Consider the following 26,212-nt stretch of genomic DNA (forward strand, 5'->3'; position numbering starts at 1 on the left):
CGATACCCTAATGGACTTCTTGATGATCCAACTGCGACCCAGCATAAGGGTGCGGAAGGAAATTTTCAATTAACCCTTTTGGGGAGAGCAGCCAGATGACCTATGAAGAGCTTATTCCAGTGATCCGCCGTCTGGCGATCGAAGCGGGCAGCAAGATCATGGAAATATACAATTCCGATGATTTTGACGTGAAGGTAAAATCCGACGACAGCCCGGTGACGGCCGCGGATGAGGCGGCAGATGCCTTGATCTCGGCAGGTTTGCGCAGCGCCTTTCCGGATCTGATGCTGGGGACCGAAGAGCAGTCCGATTCGCACAAGGCGCAGGGCCACACCTTTCTGATCGTTGATTCGCTGGACGGCACCAAGGAATTCATCCACCGCCGTGGCGATTTCACCGTGAACATTGCGCTGGTAGAGCAGGGCGTGCCAACCCGTGATGTGGTCTATGCGCCCGCGAAACAGCGGATGTTCTTTACCCTTGCAGATGGCTCGGCCGTTGAAGAAACTGGCGCGTTCGACCCGCAGGTCATTGGCGCGACAAGCCCGATCCGGGTGGCAAAAAGCGACAATGCGGCCCTGATGGTGGTGGCGTCAAAATCACACCGGGACCAGGCCACCGAAGATTACATTGGCAAATATGCCGTCAAGGACAGCAAAAGCGCGGGCTCCTCGCTAAAGTTCTGTCTGGTGGCCACTGGTGAAGCGGATATTTACCCCCGTGTTGGCCGCACCATGGAATGGGACACGGCGGCAGGTCACGCGGTTCTCTCCGGTGCTGGCGGCAAAGTGGTCCGTTTGGATGATCGCGAGCCGCTGATGTACGGCAAGGAAGGTTATGCGAACCCCTTCTTTATTGCCACTGCTCCCGATGTTGATCTGAAAGAAGCCTGATGTCTGTTCTGATTGTCATTCCTGCCCGCTATGCCTCGACCCGTTACCCCGGCAAGCCCCTGGTAGAGCTCACGGGCGCCGGCGGGGATAAACGCACCCTGATTGAGCGCTCCTGGCGGGCCGCCTGTGCGGTGCAGGGGGTCGACCGCGTGGTTGTGGCCACGGATGATGATCGGATCCGGCAGGCTGCAGAGGGGTTCGGCGCCGAGGGTGTGATGACCTCGGAAAGCTGTGCCAACGGCACCGAGCGCTGCGCCGAGGCCCATGCGGCGCTGGGCGGCCAGTATGAGGTGGTGGTAAATTTGCAGGGCGACGCGCCGCTAACACCGCATTGGTTCATTGAGGATCTGGTCAAGGGGCTGCGTGCGGCGCCGAGCATGGGGCTGGCGACACCGGTGCTGCAATGCGATGGCGACACGCTCAACAGTCTGCTGGCGGATCGTGCGGCGGGCCGGGTTGGCGGCACCACAGCCGGTTTTTGGCAGCGACCATAGCGGGCTCTACTTCTCCAAAGAGGTGGTGCCCTTTTGCGCCGAACGTTTTGAAGGCGCAGACAGGACACCGGTGTTTCACCATGTTGGCGTCTATGCTTATCGGCCGGATGCGCTGGCAGCCTACCCCAGTTGGCCGACCGGGCCACTGGAACAGCTCGAAGGGCTGGAACAGCTGCGCTTTTTGGAGAACGCCCACAAGATCCTCTGTGGCGAGGTTGAGGCGCGGGGCCGCGAATTCTGGGAGCTGAACAACCCCGAAGATGTGGAGCGTATTGAGGCGATGATGGTCAAAATGGGCGATTTATAGCCGGGTACTGAGCGTTTGTGATACAGTCGCAGCCAGCATTTCTGCAAGGGAGTTGAGCTGTGTGATGAAGCAGTGTTTTAAGATGCCCCAATGGTTCTTGGCAGGAAAACAGCCCGACCATGCGATGCAGCGCAGAGGAATGCACGCTTGTTTGGAAGGCCATAAAATAGTATCGGCGGTTTAAAGGCGATGCTTCTGTATTTTAAACATGTAGGCCCTTTAGGGCAGATGAGTGAGAAGAAACCATGCGTAAAAAGAGAAAAAAGCAATTTTTCCGGTTGCCGGTCTGGGCACGCGTTTCTTGCCAGCCACCAAATCGGTGCCAAAAGAAATTATGACATTGGTCGACCGCCCGCTGGTGCAATACGCCATCGACGAGGCGCGCGCTGCCGGCATCAAGGAATTTATCTTTGTCACATCGCGGGGCAAAGGGGCGTTGGAGGACTATTTTGACCACGCGCCTGTGCTCGAGCAGGAGTTGCGCAAAAAGGGCAAAGACGATCTTTTGGAGATCCTGAAAGACACCAATATGGAAAGCGGTGCCATCGCCTATATCCGCCAGCATCGCGCGCTGGGCCTGGGTCACGCGGTCTGGTGCGCCCGCCGTCTTATTGCCAACGAGCCCTTTGCCGTGATCCTGCCCGATGATGTCATTGCCGCAGAAACACCCTGCCTCAAACAGATGGTTGAGGCCTATGAGGAAATCGGCGGCAATATGGTTGCGGCCATGGAGGTGGCGCCGGAAAAAACCAGCTCTTACGGGGTGCTGGACATCAAAGAGGACATGGGATCGGTGGTCTCGGTCAAAGGCATGGTGGAAAAGCCCAAAGCGGTGGATGCGCCTTCCAATCTGGCGGTGATCGGCCGCTATATTCTGGGGCCCTCGGTGCTGCGCAATTTGCAACAGCTCAAGTCCGGCGCCGGCGGCGAGATCCAGTTGACCGACGCTATTGCCCAGGACATTGGCTCTGATGTGCCGGTCAGCGGCTACAGGTTTAAGGGCGAGCGGTTTGACTGCGGCTCCAAAGCGGGCTTTTTGCAGGCGACCGTCTCCTTTGCTCTGTCCCGCCCGGAGCTGCGCGATGATTTGATGAGCTACATAACCAAAGTGGCGCAGGTCGATAAAGCAGCTGAGTGATTTTGACCACGGTTGTGCCGCAGCGCAGGACCAATTGAGGACGTAATCTGACGTGAAGACAGTTCTTGTGACCGGTGGAGCCGGATATATCGGCTCGCATGCCTGCAAAGCGCTTAAGGCGGCAGGCTATAGGCCCGTGACCTTTGATAATCTTGTGACCGGCTGGAAAGATGCCGTGAAATTTGGCCCCTTTGGGCAGGGCGATTTGCAGGACCGTGCCCGGCTGGATGAGGTTTTTGCCAAGCATAAGCCCGTGGCGGGATGCATTTTGCTGCACTCAGTCAGGTCGGCGAAGCCATGAGCGAGCCGGGGCGCTACTGGGCCAATAACACGGGTGGCTCGCTGAACCTGATCGAGGCGGCTGTCGCGGCCAACTGTCTGGATTTTGTCTTTTCCTCCACCTGTGCCACCTATGGCGAGCACGACAATGTGGTGCTTGATGAGACTACGCCGCAGCTGCCACTGAATGCCTATGGCGCGTCCAAACGCGCGGTCGAAGACATCCTCAAGGATTTTGGCGCCGCCTACGGTCTGCGCTCGGTGATCTTTCGCTATTTCAACGTGGCCGGCGCCGACCCTGATGCCGAAGTGGGCGAGTTCCATCGTCCCGAAACCCATCTGGTGCCGCTGGTGCTGGATGCGATTGATGGCAAGCGCGACGCCCTGACCATTTTTGGCACCGATTATGACACGCCTGACGGCACCTGCATCCGCGACTATGTGCATGTCTGCGATCTGGTTGATGCGCATGTTCTGGGGCTGAAATGGCTGGAGGCGGACAAGGGCTCGCAGGTGTTTAACCTGGGCACCGGCTCCGGCTTTTCCGTGCGCGAGGTCATGGACCGGGGCGCCGCCGTCACGGGCCGCCCTGTGCCCTGCAACACCGGTCCGCGCGGCGCGGGCGATTGTACCAAACTGGTCTCTGGTTCGACCCGCGCCATCACCGATCTTGGCTGGGAGCCGCGTCCCTCCAGTTTGGACATGATGATCGCGGACGCCTGGAAATGGCACCAGACGGGCCATTACGAGGCCTGATATGCACGTAGCCAGCGCAACCGCCCTCACGCCGCCCGGATGGCGGGCGCGGTATGTGTTGCGTCTGAAGCGGCGGCGCCTTTTGTGGCGGGCTCTGCGGGCGCGTCATCAGTTGCACTGCCTGCTAGATCGCAGCGCTGCAATTAAATCAGATGATTTGCTGGTGTTTGTGGTGCTGCGCAATGAGAGTGCCCGCCTGCCATTTTTCCTTGAGTATTACCGCGCGCTTGGCGTGGCGCATTTTCTGGTGGTGGACAATGGCAGCAGTGATGGCAGCGACAGCTATCTGGCGGCGCAACAGGATGTGTCCCTGTGGCAGACCGGGGCGGGCTACCGAGCGGCGCGCTTTGGGCTGGACTGGAGCACCTGGCTGCAGGTGCGCTATGGCCACAACCATTGGTGCCTGACGGTCGATGCCGATGAGCTGCTGGTCTATGACGGCATTGAGCAGCATGATCTTCGTGCGCTGACCCGGCATCTGGAGACGCGCGACATTCAGGGCTTTGGCGCCATGATGCTGGATCTCTATCCTCGGGGGCCATTGGGCCAGCAGAGCTATGCGCCGGGACAGGATCCGCGAGAGGTGCTGAACTGGTTTGATGCCGCGCCCTACCGGGCCAGTCGTCAGGCTCCGATGGGAACCCTCTGGCTGAAGGGCGGCGCGGCGAAAGGGCGTTTTTCGCCGCCACGCCCAGCCGGTCCCCAACCCTGAACAAGATCCCGCTGGTGAAATGGCAGCGCAGCTATGCCTATGTGAACTCGACCCACGCGCTGCTGCCTTTTGCATTGAATGGTTTGTATGACGGCCCGGGCGGAGATCAGCCTGCCGGCGTGTTGTTGCATACGAAATTTTTACCGGAAATTGTTTCCAAATCGGCAACGGAAAAGCAGCGCCAGCAGCACTTTCATACGCCGCAGGATTTTGATCACTACTACGACGATGTTGCAGCCGCACCAGACCTTTGGACTGAAAACTCTCAGCAATATATGGGGCCCGACCAGCTGTGCCGCCTGGGCCTGATGCCAAAACTGCGCCTTTAGCCGTACCGCTGCCAAATTGCAGGCGCGCCTCTGCGGGATCCGGGAGGGCTGGAATGGTATGTAACTGTTTCTAAATCCGTTGTTCATAGTGTTTTTCCGTGACATATTAAGGCACAGGATCGAGAGCTGTTGCGGCGCAGGTTTTTAGCGGGCTTTTTCCCGGATCGTTCTGTCGAAATTTACTACCGAGATCTGTCTCACCGGGAGGACCCCCGCGAGCGTTTCTGGCAATGGGCATGGAGGTGTTGTGGGAATTTGGGATTCTTACCGTATGCGTGTCCGGCGCAGGCACAGGCTCCTTCGGGCGGCGCGCAAATCGCGTGAGCTGACCTGCCTGCAGGACAACACGGCCTCCATCCGGCCCAGCGACGTTCTGCTGGTCTCGACCATGCGCAATGAGCAGATCCGGCTGCCGTATTTCCTCGACTATTACCGTGGGCTGGGGATCAACCACTTTTTGTTTGTCGACAATGGCTCCGAGGATGGCACGGCAGACTATCTGGCGGGCATGGCGGATGTGTCGCTGTGGCAGACCCATGCCAGCTATCGCAAGTCCAATTTCGGCGTCGACTGGATGAACCACCTCAAACGCAAATATGCCCATGGGCATTGGGTGCTGGTGGTGGACCCGGATGAGCTGTTTATCTACCCATTCTGTGACACCCGGCCCATTCAGGCCCTGACGGACTGGCTTGATAATTCGGCGATCCGCAGTTTCTCGGCGATGTTGATTGATACCTACCCAAAGGGGCGCATCAGCGATCTGCCCTATCAGGCCGGGCAAAACCCGCTGGAGATCGCCAACTGGTTCGATAGTGGCAACTACACCATCAGCAAGAACCTGATGTATGGCAATCCCTGGATCCAGGGCGGGCCGCGGGCCCGGGTGTTTTTTGCGGATGAGCCGAAAAAGGCGCCGGCCCTGAACAAAACACCACTGGTAAAGTGGGACCACCGCTATGCCTATGTCAGCTCCACCCATGCGATTTTGCCGCGCGGGCTTAATCAGGTCTATGAGACCGATGGCGGTGAAAAAGCCAGTGGCGCGTTGCTGCATACCAAATTCCTCGACACCTTTGGCACCAAGGCAAAAGAGGAATTGCAGCGCAGTGAGCACTATGCCGGGTCGCGTGAATACAAGGCCTATGCCGACAGTCTGGAGCAACAGCCCGATCTCTGGTGCAAATGGAGCGAGAAATACATCAACTGGCGCCAGCTTGAGATTCTGGGGCTGATGTCCAAGGGGAACTGGGCATGAGCACCGTTGGCATCGTCATGCTGGTGCACACCGCACTGGACCGGGCCGAGGAGGTGGCGCGTCACTGGACCGCCAGCGGCTGCCCGGTGGTGCTGCATGTGGACAAGAACGTCGAGGCCGCCACCTTTAAGAAATTTCGCAACTCCTTGATCAATGACCCTCTGATCCGGTTCAGCAAAAGGCATCGCTGCGAATGGGGCACCTGGGGCATTGTGGCCGCCTCGCAAGCCGCCTCAGCGCTGATTTTGCAAGAGTTCCCGGAGGTGCGCCACGTCTATCTGTCATCAGGCTCTTGTCTGCCGCTGCGCCCTGTCGAGGAGCTGGTGGACTATCTGGCGGCCCGCCCGCGCACCGATTTCATCGAGAGCGCCACAACCGCCGATGTGCCCTGGATCGTCGGCGGTCTGGACTTTGAGCGCTTTACCCTGCGGTTCCCGTTTTCCTGGAAAAAGCATCGCTACCTGTTTGACCGCTATGTGGAGCTGCAGCGGGCTTTGCGGATGCGGCGGCGGATTCCGACGGGGCGGGTGCCACATATGGGCAGTCAATGGTGGTGCCTGACCCGGCAAACCCTGTCAGCGATCCTGGAAGACCCCGAGCGCCCCACCTATGACCGCTACTTCCAAAAGGTCTGGATCCCGGATGAAAGCTATTATCAGACGCTGGCCCGGCAATATTCTACCAATATCGAGAGCCGGTCTCTGACGCTGTCAAAGTTCGATTTTCAGGGCAAACCGCACATCTTTTATGATGACCACCTGCAGCTGTTGCGTCGCTCTGACTGCTTTGTGGCCCGCAAGATCTGGCCACGGGCGGATCGGCTGTATCAGGCCTTTCTGACCGATTCAGCCGGAGCGATGAAAAAGACCGAGCCCAACCCCGGCAAGATCGACCGAATTTTTGCCAAGGCCGTTGAGCGCCGCACCCGGGGGCGAGCCGGTCTTTATATGCAGAGCCGTTTTCCCGGCCGCTGGTCGGTCAATACTGTCACCTCCAGCCCCTATTCGGTGTTTCAGGGCTTTAGCGAGCTGTTTGAGGATTTCGAGAGCTGGTTAGGGCGGATTACCGGCGCTAGGGTGCATGGCCATCTCTTTGGCCCGGGGCATGCTGAGCTGGCCGGTGGTGGCCGCATGATCAATGGCGCGCTGAGCGACAATGCCAGGATACGCGACTATAATGCCCAAAGCTTCCTCACCAATCTGATCTGGAACACCCGCGGCGAGCGCCAGTGTTTCCAGTTTGGCCCCGGCGATAATCAAGTGATCCGTGGCACCTTTGCGCGCGATCCAAATGCGCAGATCTCGGTGATTAGCGGTGCCTGGGCGGTGCCTCTGTTTCGTTCGAACCGCAACTTTGCCGAGCTGCGGCAGCTGGCCGCCAAACTGCAGCAGATCGAGGCCAGCTATCTGACTGTTCTGCGGGCGCAAGACAACAAAGGCGCGGGTGCGGATATGGACGATGGCAGAATTCATCGAGGCCCCTATGGAGCCTATGCAATCCATTCTGGATGAGCTGGGCCCCTTGATGCCGCGCCATCTCAGCGAGGCGCCGACGATGGTCAACCTGGATGGGTTTGGTCAGTTTCTGCAGAACCTCAAAAACCAGGGCATGCACCCCTATCTGATGGGCGATTTCCCAGTAGAAGAGGGGCCGGTAAATATGTCAAAACCTCCCAGAAAACCTTATCTGGTGCGAAAATAACCTATGTCAGCCTCTTTTGATTATTTCATTGTTTTTGCCGAAATGCGGACGGGCTCCAATTTTCTGGAAACCAACCTCAATGCCTTTGAAGGCGTGATCTGCCACGGCGAAGCCTTCAATCCGCATTTCATCGGCTATCCCAACAGCGACGCTATTCTTGGGGTGACGCAAGACATGCGAGAGGCAGATCCCAGCGCTCTTATCGCCCGGATCAGGTCTGAGCCGGGCGCGTTGGGGGGCTTTCGCTACTTTCATGACCATGATCCGCGCATCCTTGATGAGGCACTGGCAGATCCGCGCTGCGCCAAGATTATCCTGACGCGCAACCCGCTGGACAGCTATGTCTCCTGGAAGATTGCCAAGGCCACCGGACAGTGGAAGCTGACCAATGTGAAGCGGCGTAAAGAGGCGCTGGCGCAGTTTGACGGCGCAGAGTTCTCGCGCCATGTCGAGGCCTTGCAGGATTTTCAGATCACGCTTCTGAACCGGTTGCAGAAAACGGGCCAGACCGCCTTTTATATCGCTTATGAGGATTTGCAGAGCGTTGAGGTGATGAATGGGCTGGTGAAGTGGCTGGGCGTGAGCGCGCGGCTTGAGGCGCTGGATGACAGTCTGAAACGGCAAAACCCGGCACCGGTGGTCTCGAAGGTCGAAAACCCCAAGGTGATGCTGGAGGCCCTGGCTGGACTGGATCGGTTTAATCTGAGCCGCACTCCGAATTTTGAGCCGCGCCGCGGCCCCGCCGTGCCGGGCTATGTTGCCGGGGCTGTGGCGCCTCTGCTGTATCTGCCAATCAAGGGCGGTCCTGAGGCCGAGGTCACGGCCTGGATGGCTGGGCTCGACCATGTGGCGCCAGAGGGGCTCATCAGTAAGATGAACCAAAAGCAGCTGCGCCAATGGAAACGTGGTAAGCGAGGCTTTCGCAGCTTTACGGTACTGCGGCATCCAGCAGCCCGGGTGCATTCGACCTTTTGCCGTCGGATCTTGCCCAAGGGCGGCAGCAGCTATGGCAATATACGCGAGACTTTGCGGCGTCAGTTCAAGCTGCCTCTGCCCAAGAATGGCCCGGATGAAAGCTATAGTAAGGCAGACCACCGGGAGGCGTTCTCTCAGTTTCTGACCTTCCTGCAGGCCAATCTGGCGGGACAGACATCGGTCCGGGTGGATGCGGAATGGGCCAGCCAGGTACAGGCCCTGACCGGGTTCAATGAATTGGGCTCCCCTGATCTAATCCTGCGCGAAGACGAGCTGTCAGAGGCATTGCCAGCGCTGGCGCGAAAGTTGGGGAGGCCCACACCTGGCGTGCTGGAAAGAACAGCGGTGGATCGGCCCTACAGCCTTGATGAGATTTGGGACCCGGAGCTGGAGAAGCAGATTTCCTCCGTCTACCAGCGCGATTATCTGATGTTTGGGTTTTCTTCCTGGCGCGCGTAAAGAACGGCACCGCGTGCGGTCGGCTGGTGGTTTCAGCAGGGTAGCTCTCCCGCGCCCGTTTGATGTTTTGTTAAGCAAAACTTCAAAACGGCCTTGGGGGTGGCGCCGCGCTTTGCGCGGCGCTGAATCGAGAGACGGCAGGTGTTGATCTTAAGACGCAGAATGCGGCATGCGACAAGGTGAGCTGTGTCGCGCACAGAAGAGTTCCGGAGGAACTCTTCTGCCGGGCCCAACGGGAAGGGATCTTTGCAAAAGATCCGCTGACGGGCGGGAGCCTGCCGCTGCCTTGGACCACCCTCGGGGGGTCTGTTGGGAAGAGTTGCTAGCTTAGTCTGGCGAGGACTGGGGAAAGGGTCAGGCAGCTTGAACGGGCTGTGCCTCGGTCAGGATCGTGAACAGGGTTGCCGGATCGTGGTTGGCCCGCAGCTTGGTGCAAAAACTCTGCTCTCGCAGCGTGCGCGACACCAGGGCAAGGGCCTTCAGGTGCTCAACACCTGCATCTTCTGGTGCAAAAAGCGAGAAGGCGATATCTATCGGCTGGCGATCAACGGAGTCAAAGTCGAGAGGCTTTTCCAGGATCAGAAACACGCCACAGACCTCGTTGAGGCTGTCGAGACGGGCATGGGGCAGTGCTACGCCGTGTCCAACCCCGGTGGGGCCAAGGCTCTCCCGGTCCAAGAGAGCCTCAACCGTAGGCTGGGCGGGCAGGCCGTAAGAGGCCTGGGCCACCTCGCCAATTTCCTGAAACAGGCGCTTTTTGCTGGAGACTGCTCCGATAACCCGGACTGCGTCCGGTTTAAGGATGCTTGAAATCTGCATAGTCACCTGCTCCGTTCAGATGCCGTGGTGCACCTTAGTTTAAGGTCTATACGTTCGGGTCGATCCAACCAATGTTGCCATCTTCCCGGCGGTATACCACGTTCACCCCGTTTTTGCTCTCATTGCGGAAAACCAGCACCGGGGCGCCTGCAAGCTCCATCTGCATCACAGCTTCACCAACAGAGAGGGATTGGATCTCGGTTTCCATCTCGGCAACGATGATCGGCTGCAGTGTTTCGGGCTCGGATTCGGTTTCCGCTTCATCAGAGGCGAGGATATATGAGCTCGCGCCGAGAATTTCAACCGGTTCGCTGCGATCCCTGTGGTGATCTTTCAGCCGACGCTTGTAGCGGCGCAGCTGTTTTTCCATCTTTTCGTTGCAGGCTTCAAAAGCGGCATAAATTTCAGTGGCATGCGCCTTTGCCTGGGCCGTAAGCCCAGTCGACAGATGCACGGTAGCTTCGCAAACAAATTCATGAGCAGACTTGGAAAAGACGACGTTGGCGTCTGTCGGACGTTCTGCATATTTTGCGACGACAGTCCCCAGCTCGGTTTTAACATGGGTCTGCAAGGCTTCACCAATGTCGATCTGTTTACCGCTGATTTTGTAACGCATGTGATCTCCTTCACAAATTTCCACCCAAAACACCACCCGGGCCGGGCCCGGAGAGTTGTCGTCAGTTCTGGGTCAGGGGAATAGGCAAGGCAGAAGTTTGCAGGCCTTCAGGTCTTGTTGCCAAGACCTCTTTCCGGACTGCCTCATACTGCGCTTTTGCCATGGCTCAATTCGATGCCAAACCAGCCAGAGAGTCAATGGAGATAGGTCAAATTGATGGTAGGAAAACCATACCATCAGCGGAAAACCGTGGTGCAAAATGCTGCATTTTTCATGTGGGTTCTGCGCGGCATAATAGAGTATTTTGCCGCGTAAATAAAGCGCTAGGAGATGCGGAAATTATCGCCCAGATAGACCCGGCGCACGTTCTCGTTCTCGACCACCTCAGAGGGGCTGCCAGACATTAGCACCTGCCCGTCATGCAGGATATAGGCGCGGTCAACGATCTCCAGCGTCTCACGCACGTTGTGATCGGTGATCAAAACGCCAATGCCGCGTTTTTTCAAATCGGCCACCAGGTGGCGAATATCGCCAACCGATATGGGGTCAACCCCGGCAAAAGGCTCATCCAGCAGCAGGTATTTGGGGTCCGCCGCCAGACAACGGGCAATCTCCACCCGGCGACGTTCGCCACCAGACAGGGCCAGGGCCGGGGCGCGCCGCAGATGCTCAATGGAGAAGTCAGACAACAGCTCTTCCAGCCGCTCGCGTCGTCTGTGGCTGTGCTTTACCGCGATGTCGAGAACCGCCATGATATTGTCTTCGACTGAAAGCCCGCGAAAAATCGACATTTCCTGCGGCAGATAGCCAATCCCAAGGCGGGCGCGCCGGTACATCGGCAGCGTGGTTACATTTTGCCCGTCTATGGTCACGGTGCCGGCTTCGGGAAAGATCAGTCCGGCAATGGCATAAAAACTGGTGGTCTTGCCGGATCCGTTTGGCCCAAGCAGCGCCACCACTTCACCGCGATCCAGCGAGATGGAAACATCGCGGATCACAAGCTTCTTGCGATAGCTCTTGCGCAGCTTTTCGATGCGCAGCCCCGAGGAGCCCTCGGTCACTTTCAGGTCGGGTTTTTGCGACATCAGTTCTGGTCGCTCGAAGGTGAGCTTGGGTTCAGGATTGTCTTTACCCGACCAGCCATATTGGCGGTGCCGGTGGTCAGGTTGACCACCATGCGCTGCGAGGTGAGGGTGCCAGCGCTTTGGTTCAGCAGCACATTGCCGCTCATGACGATGGTGCCCTGATCGATGGAGTATTCTGCGCGCTGCGCCTCTGCCGCATCGGGTCCGCTGACCAGCAGCACATTGCCGTCTGCCTCGAGCCGATCGATCGCGCGCTTGCCCTCGACGTCCGTTTTGTAGATCACCAGAACCCGGTCTGCCGAAAGCCGCATCACGCCCTGAATGATCAGGACATTGCCGGTGAACTCGGCCGAGCCATCAACCTGATTGACGGCCAGCGCATCCGATGTGACCTCAACGGGTTGCGTCGGGTCGGCCTTGACCGCGCCAAAGGCGACGTTTTGCGCCATAGCGGGCGCAGTAAACCACAGGGTGGAAAGCAGGCAAATCAACAAGGCGCGCAAATGAGTCACAGTCTATCTTTCCGGTTTTAGGGGATCGTATACCAGCTTGACACCGTTGGTGAAGAGAAGATGCACCGGCCCACCAACAGTTTCTGAGGTGATTTCCATGTGACCGGCCGTCAGCTCGCCCAGATCGCTGGTGGCCCGTATGGCACCGGGGCTTTCAGCCTGGACGCGGCTGAGCTCGGTTTTGAGGGCTTCGGTTTCCACAATCATGCCGTCGGCCGTGGTGATTGCCACATTGCCAATAAAGCGGGCGAGATCCTGGTCCGGGTGCACGGTGCCGCGATCTGACCTGAGGGTCAGACGCCCGCCCGCAACCATGCGGATCTCTGCCTTGAGGGTCATTGGCGATCACCGGCGTGTCAGAGATCGCCCGGGCCACGGTTGCGGTGACCCAGATCTCATCCCCCTGCGAGGTGGAGCCGGAAAAGAACGGCGCTGTCACCTGCTGGCCGCGCATGCGCTGTTCGATTTCCTTGTCGGCAAAGGGAATGACGGCCTCGGTATCGGCGCTGCGGGAAATCAGAAACAAGGTCGACAACAGGCCCAGAGCTGCCAGTGGCAGCAGGACTTTGAGGTAGCTCACCATGCGCGAATACTGATCCATGACCGGGTTGCCCTGCACCTATCCGAGGCCCGCGCGCAGGCAGTCGTGAATGTGCAACAGCCCCTCGGCGCGATGACCCTTGGCCGGGTCAACCACAAAGAGGCAGGTGATCTTGCGCTGATTCATGATGGCCACGGCCTCTTCTGCCAGGGCATCGGGGGCAATGGTTGTGGGATCCTTGGTCATCACGGCGAGGGCAGTGTTGTCGAGCAACCCCTGCATGTGGCGCCGCAGATCCCCATCGGTGATGATGCCCAGCAGGGTGCCGTCATTATCGGTGACGCCAGAGACGCCAAACCCCTTTTGGCTGATCTCGATCAGCGCGTCGGACATGGGGGTGTCTTTGGTGACCACCGGCAGGGCGGCGCCGCTGTGCATCAGATCGCTGACCTTACTGAGACGCGCGCCCAGTTTGCCACCTGGGTGGAAGTCACGGAAATCCTCCGGGCGGAAATCGCGGTGTTTCATGATGGCAATGGCCAGAGCGTCCCCCATCGCCAGCGTCAGCGTGGTCGAGTTTGAGGGCACAATGCCATAGCCACAGGCCTCACCCATTGCCGGGATCTGCAGTTGCACGTCGGCCTGGGTCATCAATGTGCTGTCCGGTTTGCTCGATAGCCCTATAAGAGGGATTTTAAAGCGGCGGGTAAAGGCCAGCAGATTGGCCAGCTCAGGTGCTTCGCCTGAGTTGGAGATTGCGATCACCACATCGCCTTTGGACAACATGCCCAGATCGCCGTGGCTGGCCTCGGCGGGGTGCACAAAATAGGCAGGCGTGCCGGTGCTGGCCAGGGTGGCGGCAATCTTGCGAGCGATATGGCCGCATTTGCCGATGCCGCTGATGATGATCCGGCCCGTTGCCGCCATCACCAATTGGGCAGCGTCGACAAAGCGTTGATCAAAGCTCTCAGCCAATGCCTCCAGCGCGCGGGCTTCGTCTGTGGCCACCTGTCGGGCGGTCGCGAGGAGTTTTTCTGAATCGGTCATGAGTGTGCAAAAATATCCGTATCGGGCCAACCGGCCAGGTCCAGTTTGGCACGCATCGGCAAAAAGTCAAAACAGGCCTGTGCCATCTCGACCCGGCCTTCGCGCGCCAGACGTTTGTTCAGCGCTTCGCGCAGCCGGTGCAGGTACAATACATCCGAGGCCGCATAGTCCAGCTGTGCATCTGTGAGGGTCTTGGCGCCCCAGTCGCTCATCTGCTGCTGTTTCGAGATATCGACCCCCAAAAGTTCCTGCGTCAGGTTCTTTAATCCGTGGCGGTCGGTATAGGTGCGGATCAGCCGGCTGGCGATCTTGGTGCAATAGACCGGTGCGGTGAGGGCGCCAAAGGCATTGTACATGGCGGCAATGTCAAAACGGCCATAGTGGAACAGTTTCAGGACCTTGGGATCCTCCAGTATGGCGCAGAGATTGGGGGCCTCGGTCTGGCCCTTTGAGACCTGCACCAGATGGGCGTTGCCATCACCGCCGGACAATTGAACGACGCAGAGGCGGTCACGATGCGGGTTCAACCCCATGGTTTCGCAGTCGATAGCCACCACCGGCCCAAGGTCGAGCCCATCAGGTAAATCGTTTTTGTAGAGATGGTTGGCCACTGCAGAATTCCTTTGTCCGTAGAGCGCCAGTGCGCGGCGCCGCCTTGATCGAGCCTTACCTGATCGTCCCTTGCCTGATTGTCCCTTGCCGGACTGTGCGCTGCTATCCTGGTCCATGTGTCAGATGTCGTTGCCTTCGAAATAGGGGCAATACCGGGCGAACTCAACTGTCAGACAGCTCTGGTCACGGCCAATGGAGGATAAATCCCGAAAATACGCGTGTTTTGAACCTGTTGCTGCCTTGGATTGGAGTGGAGATTTGCGGAAAATTGTCGCTCCGCCACCGCTCCACCTGTGATGCCTTGCTTGCATCATAGCGCTGCGCTCTGAAGGACGCGTTAAACAGGCCGCAAAACAGGCTGCAAAACAGGCTGTAAAACTGGGGGTAAAACTGCAGGTCAGGAGGCGTGTGAGCGGGTGCAAAGAGCCTGCCAGACAGGACATCTCCCCCTCAAAATCATGTGAATAAAACTGAGGGGGGAGTATGGTGCCCAGGAGAGGACTCGAACCTCCACGTCCTTGCGAACACTAGCACCTGAAGCTAGCGCGTCTACCATTCCGCCACCTGGGCAGGTGTCGTGAGGGGCGTATACGGCGATGGCTCAGGGGCGTCAAACGGATTTTTGACATTTTTGCAAAAACTCTTCTGCCGCCGGATTCTCAAAGGATCTGCAGGGCGGCTGACCTGGGTTCACAAGCGGGGTTTAGCTTTGTTCTGGCGGCGGAAAGAAGGCCATCCTTTTTGCAATGTAGGCGAGAAAATCTGACCAGGCCTCGTGCATCTCGTCGCTCCAGTCGGGGCCAAGCGTGTTTGCCAGCGCGCTGATGAAGCTATCTATGAAGCCTCTGAAGTGGGTGTCTGAGATCTGCATCTTGCGGTGTTTTTCACCCAGCTGGCTGAGAATGGCATTCAGGCGATCGGTGTCTTCCAGGGCCTCAGCGATATGGGTGAGGGAGGCCAGCATCTTTGCCTCCAGTCGCGCGGTGTCCGACGGAAAAATGGCGCGGCTCTCAGGGCAGAGCAAAAAGAACGTTCTGTAGAATTCAGGAATGAAGGTATCGAGATTCAGCCGTGTGCTCTCAAAACTGCGCAGGATCAGGGTTTTACAGTGATCAGCTTGCATGAAATACTCATATTTATTGTATGTTTAAAGGCTCTGCGCGGTGATGCCCCTATATACATCGTTATTCCTGAATAGCTCGTAAAGTAATTCGGATCTCTTGTCTGATTTTTTAACCCCAAATCCAGAATCCCGGTTCATTGTGCCTGTCGCCGCTCGTTTTGCGCCTTGTTTGAAAGGCGCAGTAACGGTAGATCGGTCACATAGCTAATTGCAGGAGCCAAAAGATGTCCAAACTGGTCACGATCTATGGCGGGTCTGTTTTTTTGGCCGCTACATTGCGCGTCGCATGGCCAAAGAAGGCTGGCGGGTTCGGGTTGCCGTACGCCGCCCCAATGAAGCCATGCATGTAAAACCCTATGGCACGCCGGGTCAGGTTGAACCGGTCCTGTGCAATATCCGTGATGACGCTTCGGTGGCCGCGGCGATGCAGGGTGCGGATGCGGTGGTGAACTGTGTGGGCATCCTGAATGCACATGGCAAAAACACCTTCGACTCGGTACAGGCTGATGGAGCCGGCCGGGTGGCCTGTCTTGCGCAGGAGCAGGGGATTGGCCAATTGGTGCATATCTCGGCTCTGGGTGCCGATGCCGAGGGTGCCAGTGACTATGCCCGCACCAAGGCGCTCGGCGAAGAGTCCGTGCGCAGCTATTTTCCCAATGCAGTGATTTTGCGCCCCTCGGTTATCTTTGGCACCGAGGACGAGTTCTTCAACCGCTTTGCCGGTATGGCGAGCCTTTCGCCCGTGCTGCCGATCGCCAAGGGCAAGACCCTGTTTCAGCCGGTCTATGTCGATGATGTTGCCCGCGCCGCCGTCAAGGGCATCCTTGGTGAGGCCGCACCTGGCATCTATGAGCTCGGCGGCCCCGAGGTAAAGAGCTTTGCCGCGCTGATGCGCGATATGTGCGACATCATCCTGCGCCGCCGTTTGGTCTTGTCGATGCCGGGCTTTGCCGCCTGGCTGGTCGCCTTTAGCTTTGACATGCTGCAGGCTGCGAGCTTTCAGCTGATCGAAAACAAAGTGCTAAGCCGTGACCAGTTGAAAAACCTTGGGATAGACAATGTTGTCTCCGCAGATGCCAAGGGCTTTGCCGATCTGGGCATTACGCCTGAGCTGATGGAGCCGATTCTAGAAAGCTATCTGTGGAAATTCCGCCCCTCCGGTCAATATGATGAGATGACGGCCTCGGCGCGCAACCTAAAGGGCGAAGCCTGACCCTCGGCTTGGGGAGAGGTCCGACAGGGGTGCTCTGGACGGGGTAAACCGTGCGGGCCAACCACATTGAAGAACTCACATTGAGGAGAGCGCAGGGAGACCTGTGCTCTTTCTTTTTACCGGGTGCTTTTTGGGACTTTCTGGCAAAAGCGCGGTCAGCTGCCGTAGGCATAGCCCAGCAGGGCAAGCCCCAGAATCACCCGGTAGATCACATAGGGCGTAAAGCTGGTCGAGCGCAGCAGCCGCATCATCAGGCTGAGGGCTGCCAGAGCGGAGAGCATCGCCAGCACGGCGGCGATGGCGGCGTCCCTGATCAGCTCCATATTGGCGTCCAGCGCGACTTCGGTGCCAAGCAGGACGCCAGAGGCAAAGATCGTCGGGATCGACATCAGCATGGCCAGTCGGGCGCCGTCTTCGCGCCTGTATCCCAGGCGTCGTGCGCCGGTGATGGTGATGCCGGACCGCGAGGTGCCGGGAATCAGTGCGATCATCTGCCAGAGCCCCATGATCAGGGCGTCGCGCAGGGTCCAGTCGCTTGAGACCTTTTCCTGCGCGCCTCTTTGGTCGGCGATATACAGCACGATGCCAAAGGTCAGCATGGCCCAGCCAATCACCGCCGGAGAGCGCAGTGCCTCGCTGAAGTGGCTGTAATGCAGGAAGGCGCCAAACAGGACCGTTGGGATGGTGGCGATGATCAGGCCAAGTGCCAGCCGGGAGCCTTGGGTGTCGGCGCGCCCACAGGCCAGACAGGTCAACCCACCCAGACACAGCCGGACATCGCGCCAGAAAAAGATCATGACCGCGACAAGGGTGCCAAGGTGCACAGCGACATCGATGACTTGTCCCTGGTCGGAATAGCCGGTCAGCCCGGGCAGAAGAATCAGGTGGCCAGAGGAGGAGACCGGCAGGAATTCTGTGATCCCCTGGATCAAAGCGACAAGAACGAGTTGCAACAATGGCATAGTGGGTGGTCCTGAAAGGGGGCGCCTGCGGGGATCAATGAGGCGTGGATCGCGTGGCCTTGTATAATTCCTTGGTCCGGATAGGGAAGCTGACATTTAGATCCGATCCGGACCTAAAACTGCTGTACATTTCTGTGGGAACAAGTATCAGAGGTCAATTGAGACCTTTTTAGGTCAGTACTAGTGACCCATTAATGCAGTGCTCCGATCCGGACCTGTCGCAGCCAGCCAAAATAGGGAGTTCGCCCATGGCCAAGCAACCGATGCTCAAATTCGTGAAGATTGATCGCGATATGCCCGAGAAGCGCGCCGCCGAGACGCGTCGGGAAGACTTTGACGAGATCTATGCGGAATATGCTGCCACCAAGGCAGCAGAGCAGGCGAGCCGCTGCAGCCAATGCGGTGTGCCCTATTGCCAGTCTCACTGCCCTTTGCACAACAATATCCCCGACTGGCTGCGCCTCACCGCGACCGGTCGTCTGGAAGAGGCCTATCAGACCAGCCAGGCCACCAATACCTTCCCCGAAATCTGCGGTCGCATCTGCCCGCAGGACCGTCTGTGCGAAGGCAACTGCGTGATCGAGCAATCCGTTCATGGCACCGTGACCATTGGCGCTGTTGAGAAATACATTACCGATACCGCCTGGGACAAGGGCTGGGTCAAGCCAATCGTGCCGGTCCAGGAACGCGGCGAAAGCGTTGGTATTATTGGCGCCGGCCCCGGAGGTCTGGCAGCGGCGGACATGCTGCGCCGGGCGGGCATTCAGGTCACTGTCTATGATCGCTACGACCGGGCCGGCGGTTTGCTGACCTACGGTATTCCGGGCTTTAAGCTGGAAAAAGACATTGTCATGCGGCGCAACCAGCTGCTGGCGGATGGCGGCGTCACCTTTGTGATGAACTGCAATATCGGCACCGATATCACCTTTGACGAGATCCGCGCCAAACATAACGCGGTGATCATCGCCACCGGCGTCTACAAATCCCGTGATCTGGAAATGCCCGGCTCGGGGGCCACTGGTATCGTCAAGGCGATTGATTTTCTTACGGCTGCCAACCGCGCGTCGAACTTTGGCGATACCGTCGAAGAATTTGAGAATGGCACGCTGAATGCTGCGGGCAAAAAAGTTGTGGTCATCGGTGGTGGCGACACGGCCATGGACTGCCTGCGCACCTCGATCCGTCAGGGCGCAACATCGGTCAAATGTCTCTACCGGCGTGACCGGGCCAATATGCCAGGCTCGCAGCGCGAGACACAGAACGCCGAAGAAGAGGGCGTGGTGTTTGAATGGCTCTCGGCCCCCAAGGGATTTACCGATGCTGACGGCGGCGTGAATGGCGTCATGGTGCAAAAGATGCGTCTGGGTCAGCCGGATGTCACCGGACGGCAGGCGCCCGAAGTGATTGAGGGTGCTGATTATGTGGAAGACGCTGATCTGGTGATCAAGGCGCTGGGCTTTGAGCCCGAAGATCTGCCCACCCTCTGGGGTCAGGCCGAGCTGCCGACGACCCGTTGGGGCACCATCAAGGCAGAGCATCTCACCGGCGCCACCGATCTCGACGGGGTTTACGCCGTGGGCGATATCGTACGCGGTGCGTCGCTGGTGGTCTGGGCCATCAAAGACGGCCGGGACTGCGCCGATGCCATCGTTACACGTTTCAACAATGCTGGCGCGCAGGTCGCGGCAGAGTAACCTGAAAAGCCACCGCAAGGGAGCCAGCGATATGAGTGAGCTGCAAGGACATTGCATGTGCGAAGCCGTCACGGTCTCGATGACGCCTGCGCGACAGGCTCTTGGCGCCTGCCACTGTGACATGTGCCGCCGCTGGACCAGTTCGATGTTGATGACCATTCCGGCCGCCTCTGGCTATGCGGCGCTGGGCCCGGTGAAAACCTATGTCTCGTCGGAATGGGCAGAACGCGCCTTTTGCGGCGACTGCGGATCAGCGCTCTGGTATCGCATAACGGCTCCCGGAAAAATGCACGGTCAGACCCAAATGGCAGCTGGCCTTTTCGACAATGCAGGCGAGAACACTCTCGGCCTGGAACTCTATATCGACAAAAAGCCCAAGGGCTACGCCTTTACTGGTGCGCAACGGCAGATGACCGAAGCGGAAGTAAAGGCAGCCTTTGGCCCCTCGGAAGAAGGAGACAACCAATGACCAAACTTGATGCTGTCAAATATGATGCGGACTGGGTGCGCGCTGAGGAAGCTAAGCGTAAGTGGATGGCCGAAAATGGTCTCTATACCGAGGACGAAGAGCATTCCTCCTGTGGTGTTGGCCTGGTGGTTGCGGTGAATGGCAAAAGCAGCCGCAGTGTTGTTGAGGCCGGAATCAATGCGCTTAAGGCGATCTGGCACCGGGGTGCCGTGGACGCCGATGGCAAAACCGGCGATGGCGCGGGTATCCACGTGCAGATCCCGGCTCCGTTCTTTTATGACCAGATCCGCCGCACCGGCCATGAGCCGCGCGAAGATCAGCTGATGGCTGTTGGGCAGGTCTTTCTGCCCCGCACCGATTTTGGTGCGCAGGAAACCTGCCGGACCATCGTTGAGAGCGAAGTGCTGCGCATGGGCTATTACATCTACGGCTGGCGCCATGTGCCGGTTGATGTGACCTGTCTGGGCGAAAAGGCCAACGCGACCCGTCCCGAGATCGAACAGATCCTGATCTCAAACTCCAAAGGCGTTGACGAGGAAACCTTTGAGCGCGAACTTTATGTGATCCGTCGCCGTGTTGAAAAAGCGGCAGCTGCTGCTGGCATTGGCGGGCTCTATATTGCGTCATTGTCGTGCCGGTCGATCATCTACAAAGGCATGATGCTGGCCGAGCAGGTCGCGGTCTTCTACCCTGACCTGATGGACGAGCGGTTCGAGAGCGCCTTTGCGATCTATCACCAGCGCTATTCCACCAATACCTTCCCGCAGTGGTGGCTGGCACAGCCCTTCCGCATGTTGGCCCATAACGGTGAAATCAACACCCTGCGCGGCAACACGAACTGGATGAAAAGCCACGAAATCCGTATGGCTTCCAGCACCTTTGGCGACTATGCCGAAGACATCAAACCCATCATTGCTGGCGGATCTTCCGACTCGGCGGCGCTCGATTCGGTGTTTGAGGTTCTGGTGCGCGCGGGACGTTCTGCGCCGATGGCCAAAACCATGCTGGTGCCCGAAAGCTGGTCCAAGCAGGCGGTTGAGTTGCCGCAGGCCTGGCGCGATATGTATTCCTACTGCAACTCGGTGATGGAACCCTGGGATGGCCCCGCCGCCCTGGCGATGACCGATGGCCGCTGGGTCTGCGCCGGTCTCGACCGCAACGGGCTGCGCCCCATGCGCTATGTGGTGACCGGGGATGGCCTGGTGATTGCCCGGCTCTGAGGCGGGCATGGTGCCGATCAACGAGGCAACCGTGGTGGGAAAAAGGCGCGCTTGGCCCCCGCCAGATGCTGGCGGTCGGTATGAAAAAGGGCAAGCTGTTCCACGACACCCAGATCAAGAACAAACTGGCCGCAGCCCTGCCCTTTGGCGAATGGGTTGGCAAGATCAACGATGTGGAGCAGACGCTCTCAACCGTGACCGAGGCTGCGATGTTCTCGGGAGAAGAGCTGCGCCGCCGACAGGTGGCTGCGGGCTATACCATCGAAGAGCTGGAGCAAATTCTGTCGCCAATGGCAGAAGAGGGAAAAGAGACCCTGGCCTCGATGGGCGACGACACACCCTCGGCCGTTTTGTCCAAGATGTATCGCCCGCTCAGCCATTTCTTCCGGCAGAACTTTAGCCAGGTGACCAACCCGCCAATCGATTCGCTGCGCGAATTCCGGGTGATGTCGCTGAAGACACGCTTTGGCAACCTGAAGAACGTGCTGGAAGAAAACAGCAGCCAGACCGAAATCGTCGTGCTGGAAAGCCCCTTTGTCGGCAACGCGCAATGGGACAAGCTGGTCACCGAATTCAACGCGCCCCTGGCCGAGATCGATTGTTCCTTTGATCCCGCCAAGGGCTCATTGAGCCAGGCGCTGGAGCGCATTCGCGCCGAGGCCGAAGACGCTGTGCGCTCTGGTGCCGGCCATCTGGTGCTGACCGATCAGTATTCGGATGCGACCCGCGTGGCGATGCCGATGATTCTGGCCACATCCGCTGTGCATTCGCATCTGACACGCAAAGGTCTGCGGACCTTCAGCTCGCTCAATGTGCGCTCTGCCGAATGCATTGATCCGCATTACTTTGCCGTGCTCATCGGCTGTGGCGCCACCGTGGTGAACGCCTATCTGGCCGAAGATTCGCTGGCGGACCGCATTGACCGTGGCTTGCTGGACGGCAGCCTCACCGAAAACGTGGCGCGCTACCGCGAAGCCATCGACCAGGGTCTGCTCAAGATCATGGCCAAGATGGGGATCTCGGTTATCTCCTCCTATCGCGGCGGTCTGAACTTTGAGGCGGTGGGCCTGTCACGTGCCATGTGTGCAGAATTCTTCCCCGGCATGACCAGCCGGATTTCCGGTATTGGTGTCAGCGGCATTCAGGTCAAAGCCGAAGAAATTCACGCCAAAGGCTGGAACGCGGCCGACAACATCCTGCCCATCGGCGGCTTTTACAAGGCGCGTACATCCGGCGAGACTCACGCCTGGGAAGCCACCTCAATGCATATGCTGCAGATGGCCTGCAACACGGCGTCGTTTGAGATGTGGAAGCGCTACTCTGCCAAGATGCAGAGCAACCCGCCGATCCACCTGCGCGATCTGCTCGACATCAAGCCCATGGGCAAATCGGTGCCTATCGAGGAAGTCGAATCGATCACTTCGATCCGCAAACGTTTTGTCACGCCGGGTATGAGCCTCGGGGCTCTGTCGCCAGAGGCTCATAAGACCCTGAACGTGGCGATGAACCGGATTGGCGCCAAGTCGGATTCCGGTGAGGGCGGCGAAGATCCGGCGCATTTTGTGCCGGAACCCAATGGCGACAACCCAAGCGCCAAGATCAAACAGGTGGCCTCGGGGCGTTTTGGCGTCACCGCAGAATACCTGAACCAGTGCGAAGAGCTGGAGATCAAAGTGGCCCAGGGTGCCAAACCCGGCGAGGGCGGCCAGCTGCCCGGCATGAAGGTCACCGACCTGATTGCCCGTCTGCGGCATTCGACCAAGGGGGTGACGCTGATTTCACCACCGCCGCACCACGATATTTACTCGATCGAGGATCTGGCGCAGCTGATCTATGATCTGAAACAGATCAACCCGCGCTGCAAAGTGACGGTAAAGTTGGTTGCGGCCTCGGGTGTTGGCACCATTGCCGCGGGCGTCGCCAAGGCCAAGGCGGATGTGATTCTGATCTCGGGTCACAACGGTGGCACCGGCGCGTCTCCGGCGACCTCGATCAAATATGCCGGTCTGCCCTGGGAGATGGGCCTCACCGAGGCGCATCAGGTTCTGGCGATGAACAACCTGCGCGAACGGGTCACCCTGCGCACCGATGGCGGGCTGCGCACCGGGCGTGATATTGTCATGGCGGCCATGCTGGGGGCCGAGGAATACGGCATCGGCACAGCCGCGCTGATCGCGATGGGCTGTATCATGGTGCGTCAGTGCCAGTCCAATACCTGCCCCGTTGGGGTCTGCACCCAGGACGAAGCTCTGCGTGGTAAATTCACCGGAAATGCCGACAAGGTGGTCAACCTCATCACCTTCTATGCGCAGGAAGTGCGGGAAATCCTCGCCTCTATCGGCGCGCGCAGCATGGATGAGGTGATTGGTCGGGCGGATCTGCTGGCGCAGGTCTCGCGTGGCTCGGCGCATCTGGATGATCTCGATCTCAACCCGCTGCTGATCACCGTCGATGGTGCGGCAGAGATCGTCTACAACCGCGACAAAGAGCGCAACGCAGTGCCCGATACGCTGGATTCTGAGATCGTACGCGATGCGGCGCGGTTCCTGCAGGATGGCGAAAAGATGCAGCTGTCCTATGCGGTGCAAAACACGCATCGTTCGGTAGGTACCCGCACCTCGAGCCATATCGTGCGCAACTTTGGTATGCGCAATGCCTTCCAGCCGGATCACCTGACGGTGAAATTGCAGGGCTCTGCCGGGCAGTCGCTGGGTGCCTTTGCGGCTCCCGGACTGAAACTAGAGGTTTCTGGCGATGCCAATGACTATGTCGGCAAAGGTCTGTCAGGGGGCACCATTGTTGTGCGTCCACCGATGGCCTCGCCGCTGAAGGCGAGCGAGAATACCATTGTCGGCAATACCGTGCTCTATGGCGCAACCGATGGCTATCTCTTTGCTGCGGGCCGCGCTGGTGAGCGCTTTGCGGTGCGGAACTCTGGCGCCTCGGTGGTGGTTGAGGGCTGCGGCGCCTGCGGCTGTGAGTATATGACCGGCGGTGTCGCGGTGATCCTGGGCTCGATTGGGGCGGACTTTGGCGCGGGGATGACAGGCGGGATGGCCTATCTCTATGACCCGGAGGGCAAGGCGCAGACCATGATGAACATGGAAAGCCTGGTCACCTGCCCGGTCACGGTGGAGCACTGGAACACCCAGCTGAAGACCCTGATTGAGCGGCATCTGGAAGAAACCGGCAGTCGCAAGGCGGCTGAGATCCTGCAGAACTGGGATCTGGAACAGGGCAACTTTTTGCAGGTCTGTCCCATCGAGATGCTGCAAAATCTTAAGTACCCCCTGAGCCACGAAAAAACGGCTGTACCGGCAGAATAGGCCGCAGCGCGTACTGTTTAAGAATTGTCCCGCAAGCTGATCGCTTGCGGGGCTTTTTTCTTTCCGGGCTGGCGTTTTGCTTCTGGCCCGTGCCGCGCGCCTGTGCCGTGCACCTATGCTGGAGGCCAAGTGGGCCCGTTTCCGTGTTTGTTCTGGGCGGGGTGCTGGCCTATAGAAGGGCATGGCAAAGGCAGTAAAGAAAACAAAAAAGAAACAGGCAGGCCACTCCTGGCTCAGAGAGAAGCTGATGCAGCCGCTGCGCTGGCTGCGGCGCTGGCTGTTGCGTGGTCTGTTGGGGGGCGTGGGTTTTGCGACCTTTTTGGTGCTATTGTTTTCCGTGGTGAACCCGCCCACGACCCATACTATCTGGAGCGAAAAGCGCAGGCTGGGCGAGATCGATCAGGAATGGGTGCCATTGGCGGATATCGCGCCGGTGCTGGCGCGCTCGGTGGTGGCAGCAGAGGATGCGCGGTTTTGCCAGCACTGGGGCATTGACGTGCAGGCCATCCGGGCAGCCATTGCCGAAGGCGGCCAGCGCGGGGGCTCTACCCTGTCGCAGCAGGTGGTCAAAAATGTCTTTCTCTGGCAGGGGCGCAGCTGGGGGCGAAAAGCCCTGGAAACCCTGCTGACACCCCTGGTCGAGGCGATCTGGAGCAAGAAACGCATTCTGGAGGTCTATCTTAATGTGGCCGAGATGGATGAGGGTATCTTTGGGGCTGAAGCAGCCGCACGACATTATTTTGGTGTTGGCCCGGATGCGCTGAGCGCCCGTCAGGCGGCCCTGATTGCTGCGGTCCTGCCGAACCCGAAACAACGCTCGGCTTCCCGCCCGAGCAAAGCTGTCAGCCGCCGGGCCGCCAGGATTCAGGATGGAGCGGCTACCATTCGCGCAGATGGGCGGTCGGACTGTTTCGAGGATTGAAGTTTTGCCGCGTACAGGGCATTGCTGGGTTTGATCCCCGGCGCTCGATTTGGAGTTACAATAAGGCCTATGGCACGTCTTTATCATGTCCCCCTTTCCCCCTTTTGCCGGAAGGTCCGTCTGTCTCTGGCGGAAAAGAAAATCGAAGTCGAGTTGATAGAGGAACGCTACTGGGAGGCGGATCCGGATTTTCTCCGCCGCAACCCAGCGGCCAAGGTTCCGGTGATTCGGCTGGATGGCAAGATGATGGCTGAGAGCGCTGCCATCTGCGAATATCTGGAAGAAACCCGCCCTACGCCTTCGTTGATGCCAAATGACCCGGATGGCCGCTATGAAGTGCGCCGCATTGTCAGCTGGTTCGACGACAAATTCCACGCCGAGGTGACGTCAAAGCTGCTGTATGAACGGGTCAACAAAAAGGTCACGGGCGAGGGCTATCCCGATAGCAAGAACGTCAAGGCCGGCGCCCGCGCGATCAAGTACCATCTTGATTACATGACCTGGCTGCTGGATCATCGTCGCTGGCTTGCGGGCGATCAGATGAGCCTGGCTGATTTTGCCGCCGCTGCACATCTGTCCTCGCTGGACTATATTTCGGACGTGGACTGGAACCGCTCGGCTGTGGTCAAGGATTGGTATGCCAAGATCAAATCGCGGCCGGCCTTTCGCTCTATTCTGGCAGACCAGATTTCGGGATTCCGCCCGCCCGCGCATTACGCCGACCTCGATTTCTGATCCCTGATCTGTAGC

General features: G+C 58.7%; 17 protein-coding genes, 1 tRNA gene and 6 pseudogenes. 14 read left to right on the top strand and 10 right to left on the bottom strand.

Annotated features, from left to right (window positions below; all coding sequences use genetic code 11):
• The first annotated feature begins 95 nt into the window (after positions 1-95).
• The 8 genes and pseudogenes from cysQ to B4968_RS00150 all read left to right on the top strand — a co-directional run bounded on the left by cysQ (position 96) and on the right by B4968_RS00150 (position 9,301).
• Positions 96-893 (top strand): 3'(2'),5'-bisphosphate nucleotidase CysQ, encoded by a 798-nt coding sequence (cysQ, locus tag B4968_RS00115; RefSeq protein WP_083095674.1) that lies wholly within the window; start codon positions 96-98, stop codon positions 891-893.
• A pseudogene (locus B4968_RS00120) lies at positions 893-1,694 on the top strand (3-deoxy-manno-octulosonate cytidylyltransferase). The gene cysQ and the pseudogene B4968_RS00120 overlap by 1 nt, the downstream one beginning before the upstream one ends.
• Positions 1,695-1,962: 268 nt before the next feature.
• Entirely contained in the window at positions 1,963-2,832 is an 870-nt protein-coding gene (locus B4968_RS00125) for a UTP--glucose-1-phosphate uridylyltransferase (RefSeq protein WP_083095675.1), read from the top strand.
• Positions 2,833-2,884: 52 nt separating this feature from the next.
• Positions 2,885-3,867 (top strand): annotated as a pseudogene (gene galE / locus B4968_RS00130) (UDP-glucose 4-epimerase GalE).
• A gap of 1 nt (position 3,868) precedes the next feature.
• Positions 3,869-4,908: pseudogene (locus tag B4968_RS00135) on the top strand (glycosyltransferase family 2 protein).
• A 271-nt stretch (positions 4,909-5,179) separates the two neighbouring features.
• On the top strand, positions 5,180-6,166 hold the full coding sequence (locus B4968_RS00140; protein WP_083095677.1) for a glycosyltransferase family 2 protein: 987 nt from the start codon (positions 5,180-5,182) through the stop codon (positions 6,164-6,166).
• Positions 6,163-7,867: pseudogene (locus tag B4968_RS00145) on the top strand (DUF5927 domain-containing protein). Before B4968_RS00140 ends, B4968_RS00145 begins: the two are co-directional and overlap by 4 nt.
• A 3-nt stretch (positions 7,868-7,870) precedes the next feature.
• The gene (locus B4968_RS00150) at positions 7,871-9,301 is read left to right on the top strand and encodes a sulfotransferase family 2 domain-containing protein (RefSeq protein ID WP_083095678.1); all 1,431 of its coding nucleotides are present in this window, start codon (positions 7,871-7,873) and stop codon (positions 9,299-9,301) included.
• A gap of 354 nt (positions 9,302-9,655) precedes the next feature.
• Here the strand turns inward: B4968_RS00150 and B4968_RS00155 are convergent, their stop codons facing one another.
• The 9 genes from B4968_RS00155 to B4968_RS00195 all read right to left on the bottom strand — a co-directional run bounded on the left by B4968_RS00155 (position 9,656) and on the right by B4968_RS00195 (position 15,656).
• On the bottom strand, positions 9,656-10,120 hold the full coding sequence (locus B4968_RS00155) for a PTS sugar transporter subunit IIA (RefSeq protein ID WP_083095680.1): 465 nt from the start codon (positions 10,118-10,120) through the stop codon (positions 9,656-9,658).
• 46 nt (positions 10,121-10,166) lie between these two features.
• On the bottom strand, positions 10,167-10,736 hold the full coding sequence (gene hpf / locus B4968_RS00160) for a ribosome hibernation-promoting factor, HPF/YfiA family (protein WP_083095682.1): 570 nt from the start codon (positions 10,734-10,736) through the stop codon (positions 10,167-10,169).
• 323 nt (positions 10,737-11,059) lie between these two features.
• Entirely contained in the window at positions 11,060-11,821 is a 762-nt protein-coding gene (gene lptB / locus B4968_RS00165; protein ID WP_083095684.1) for an LPS export ABC transporter ATP-binding protein, read from the bottom strand.
• Positions 11,821-12,333 carry an LptA/OstA family protein gene (locus B4968_RS00170; RefSeq protein WP_083095686.1) on the bottom strand — a complete coding sequence of 171 codons (513 nt, stop codon included), beginning with the start codon at positions 12,331-12,333 and terminating at the stop codon, positions 11,821-11,823. The genes lptB and B4968_RS00170 overlap by 1 nt, the downstream gene beginning before the upstream one ends.
• A gap of 3 nt (positions 12,334-12,336) precedes the next feature.
• Positions 12,337-12,672 carry an LPS export ABC transporter periplasmic protein LptC gene (lptC, locus tag B4968_RS25485; protein ID WP_338153176.1) on the bottom strand — a complete coding sequence of 112 codons (336 nt, stop codon included), beginning with the start codon at positions 12,670-12,672 and terminating at the stop codon, positions 12,337-12,339.
• Between the two features lie 280 nt (positions 12,673-12,952).
• Positions 12,953-13,921 (bottom strand): KpsF/GutQ family sugar-phosphate isomerase, encoded by a 969-nt coding sequence (locus tag B4968_RS00180; protein WP_083095687.1) that lies wholly within the window; start codon positions 13,919-13,921, stop codon positions 12,953-12,955.
• A complete protein-coding gene (locus tag B4968_RS00185) occupies positions 13,918-14,532 on the bottom strand; it encodes a ribonuclease D (protein ID WP_083095689.1) in 615 nt (204 codons plus the stop codon). The genes B4968_RS00180 and B4968_RS00185 overlap by 4 nt, the downstream gene beginning before the upstream one ends.
• Before the next feature lie 485 nt (positions 14,533-15,017).
• Positions 15,018-15,103, bottom strand: a tRNA-Leu gene (locus B4968_RS00190).
• Between the two features lie 133 nt (positions 15,104-15,236).
• Positions 15,237-15,656, bottom strand: a complete 420-nt coding sequence (locus B4968_RS00195; protein WP_083095691.1) for a globin domain-containing protein — start codon at positions 15,654-15,656, stop codon at positions 15,237-15,239.
• 224 nt (positions 15,657-15,880) lie between these two features.
• On the opposite strand from B4968_RS00195, the pseudogene B4968_RS00200 reads away from it, so the two are divergent.
• A pseudogene (locus tag B4968_RS00200) lies at positions 15,881-16,869 on the top strand (complex I NDUFA9 subunit family protein).
• A gap of 155 nt (positions 16,870-17,024) precedes the next feature.
• Here B4968_RS00200 and B4968_RS00205 read toward each other — a convergent pair.
• Positions 17,025-17,831, bottom strand: coding sequence for an undecaprenyl-diphosphate phosphatase (locus tag B4968_RS00205; RefSeq protein WP_083095692.1), 807 nt, complete (start codon positions 17,829-17,831; stop codon positions 17,025-17,027).
• 248 nt (positions 17,832-18,079) lie between these two features.
• Here B4968_RS00205 and B4968_RS00210 point away from each other — a divergent pair, with 248 nt between their 5' ends.
• From B4968_RS00210 to fzlA, 5 genes and pseudogenes are all read left to right on the top strand, one after another.
• The gene (locus tag B4968_RS00210; protein WP_083095694.1) at positions 18,080-19,525 is read left to right on the top strand and encodes an NAD(P)-dependent oxidoreductase; all 1,446 of its coding nucleotides are present in this window, start codon (positions 18,080-18,082) and stop codon (positions 19,523-19,525) included.
• 31 nt (positions 19,526-19,556) lie between these two features.
• Positions 19,557-19,994 (top strand): GFA family protein, encoded by a 438-nt coding sequence (locus tag B4968_RS00215; RefSeq protein WP_083095844.1) that lies wholly within the window; start codon positions 19,557-19,559, stop codon positions 19,992-19,994.
• A pseudogene (gene gltB / locus B4968_RS00220) lies at positions 19,991-24,540 on the top strand (glutamate synthase large subunit). The gene B4968_RS00215 and the pseudogene gltB overlap by 4 nt, the downstream one beginning before the upstream one ends.
• A 181-nt stretch (positions 24,541-24,721) precedes the next feature.
• Positions 24,722-25,462: a monofunctional biosynthetic peptidoglycan transglycosylase gene (gene mtgA / locus B4968_RS00225; protein ID WP_083095696.1), complete on the top strand. Its 741-nt coding sequence runs from the start codon at positions 24,722-24,724 to the stop codon at positions 25,460-25,462.
• 69 nt (positions 25,463-25,531) lie between these two features.
• Positions 25,532-26,197: an FtsZ-binding protein FzlA gene (gene fzlA / locus B4968_RS00230; RefSeq protein ID WP_083095697.1), complete on the top strand. Its 666-nt coding sequence runs from the start codon at positions 25,532-25,534 to the stop codon at positions 26,195-26,197.
• Positions 26,198-26,212 lie beyond the last annotated feature (15 nt).

The organism is Pseudophaeobacter leonis (assembly GCF_002087335.1).
Classification (GTDB): Bacteria; Pseudomonadota; Alphaproteobacteria; order Rhodobacterales; family Rhodobacteraceae; genus Pseudophaeobacter; species Pseudophaeobacter leonis.

Excerpts from the sequence above, each read along its gene's own strand:
- B4968_RS00180 (WP_083095687.1), bottom strand. The coding sequence starts at position 13,921 with ATGACCGATTCAGAAAAACTCCTCGCGACCGCCCGACAGGTGGCCACA.
- lptC (WP_338153176.1), bottom strand. The coding sequence starts at position 12,672 with ATGACCCTCAAGGCAGAGATCCGCATGGTTGCGGGCGGGCGTCTGACC.
- hpf (WP_083095682.1), bottom strand. The coding sequence starts at position 10,736 with ATGCGTTACAAAATCAGCGGTAAACAGATCGACATTGGTGAAGCCTTG.
- mtgA (WP_083095696.1), top strand. The coding sequence starts at position 24,722 with ATGGCAAAGGCAGTAAAGAAAACAAAAAAGAAACAGGCAGGCCACTCC.
- B4968_RS00195 (WP_083095691.1), bottom strand. The coding sequence starts at position 15,656 with ATGCAAGCTGATCACTGTAAAACCCTGATCCTGCGCAGTTTTGAGAGC.
- cysQ (WP_083095674.1), top strand. The coding sequence starts at position 96 with ATGACCTATGAAGAGCTTATTCCAGTGATCCGCCGTCTGGCGATCGAA.
- fzlA (WP_083095697.1), top strand. The coding sequence starts at position 25,532 with ATGGCACGTCTTTATCATGTCCCCCTTTCCCCCTTTTGCCGGAAGGTC.
- lptB (WP_083095684.1), bottom strand. The coding sequence starts at position 11,821 with ATGTCGCAAAAACCCGACCTGAAAGTGACCGAGGGCTCCTCGGGGCTG.
- B4968_RS00150 (WP_083095678.1), top strand. The coding sequence starts at position 7,871 with ATGTCAGCCTCTTTTGATTATTTCATTGTTTTTGCCGAAATGCGGACG.
- B4968_RS00215 (WP_083095844.1), top strand. The coding sequence starts at position 19,557 with ATGAGTGAGCTGCAAGGACATTGCATGTGCGAAGCCGTCACGGTCTCG.
- B4968_RS00205 (WP_083095692.1), bottom strand. The coding sequence starts at position 17,831 with ATGCCATTGTTGCAACTCGTTCTTGTCGCTTTGATCCAGGGGATCACA.
- B4968_RS00140 (WP_083095677.1), top strand. The coding sequence starts at position 5,180 with ATGCGTGTCCGGCGCAGGCACAGGCTCCTTCGGGCGGCGCGCAAATCG.
- B4968_RS00155 (WP_083095680.1), bottom strand. The coding sequence starts at position 10,120 with ATGCAGATTTCAAGCATCCTTAAACCGGACGCAGTCCGGGTTATCGGA.
- B4968_RS00210 (WP_083095694.1), top strand. The coding sequence starts at position 18,080 with ATGGCCAAGCAACCGATGCTCAAATTCGTGAAGATTGATCGCGATATG.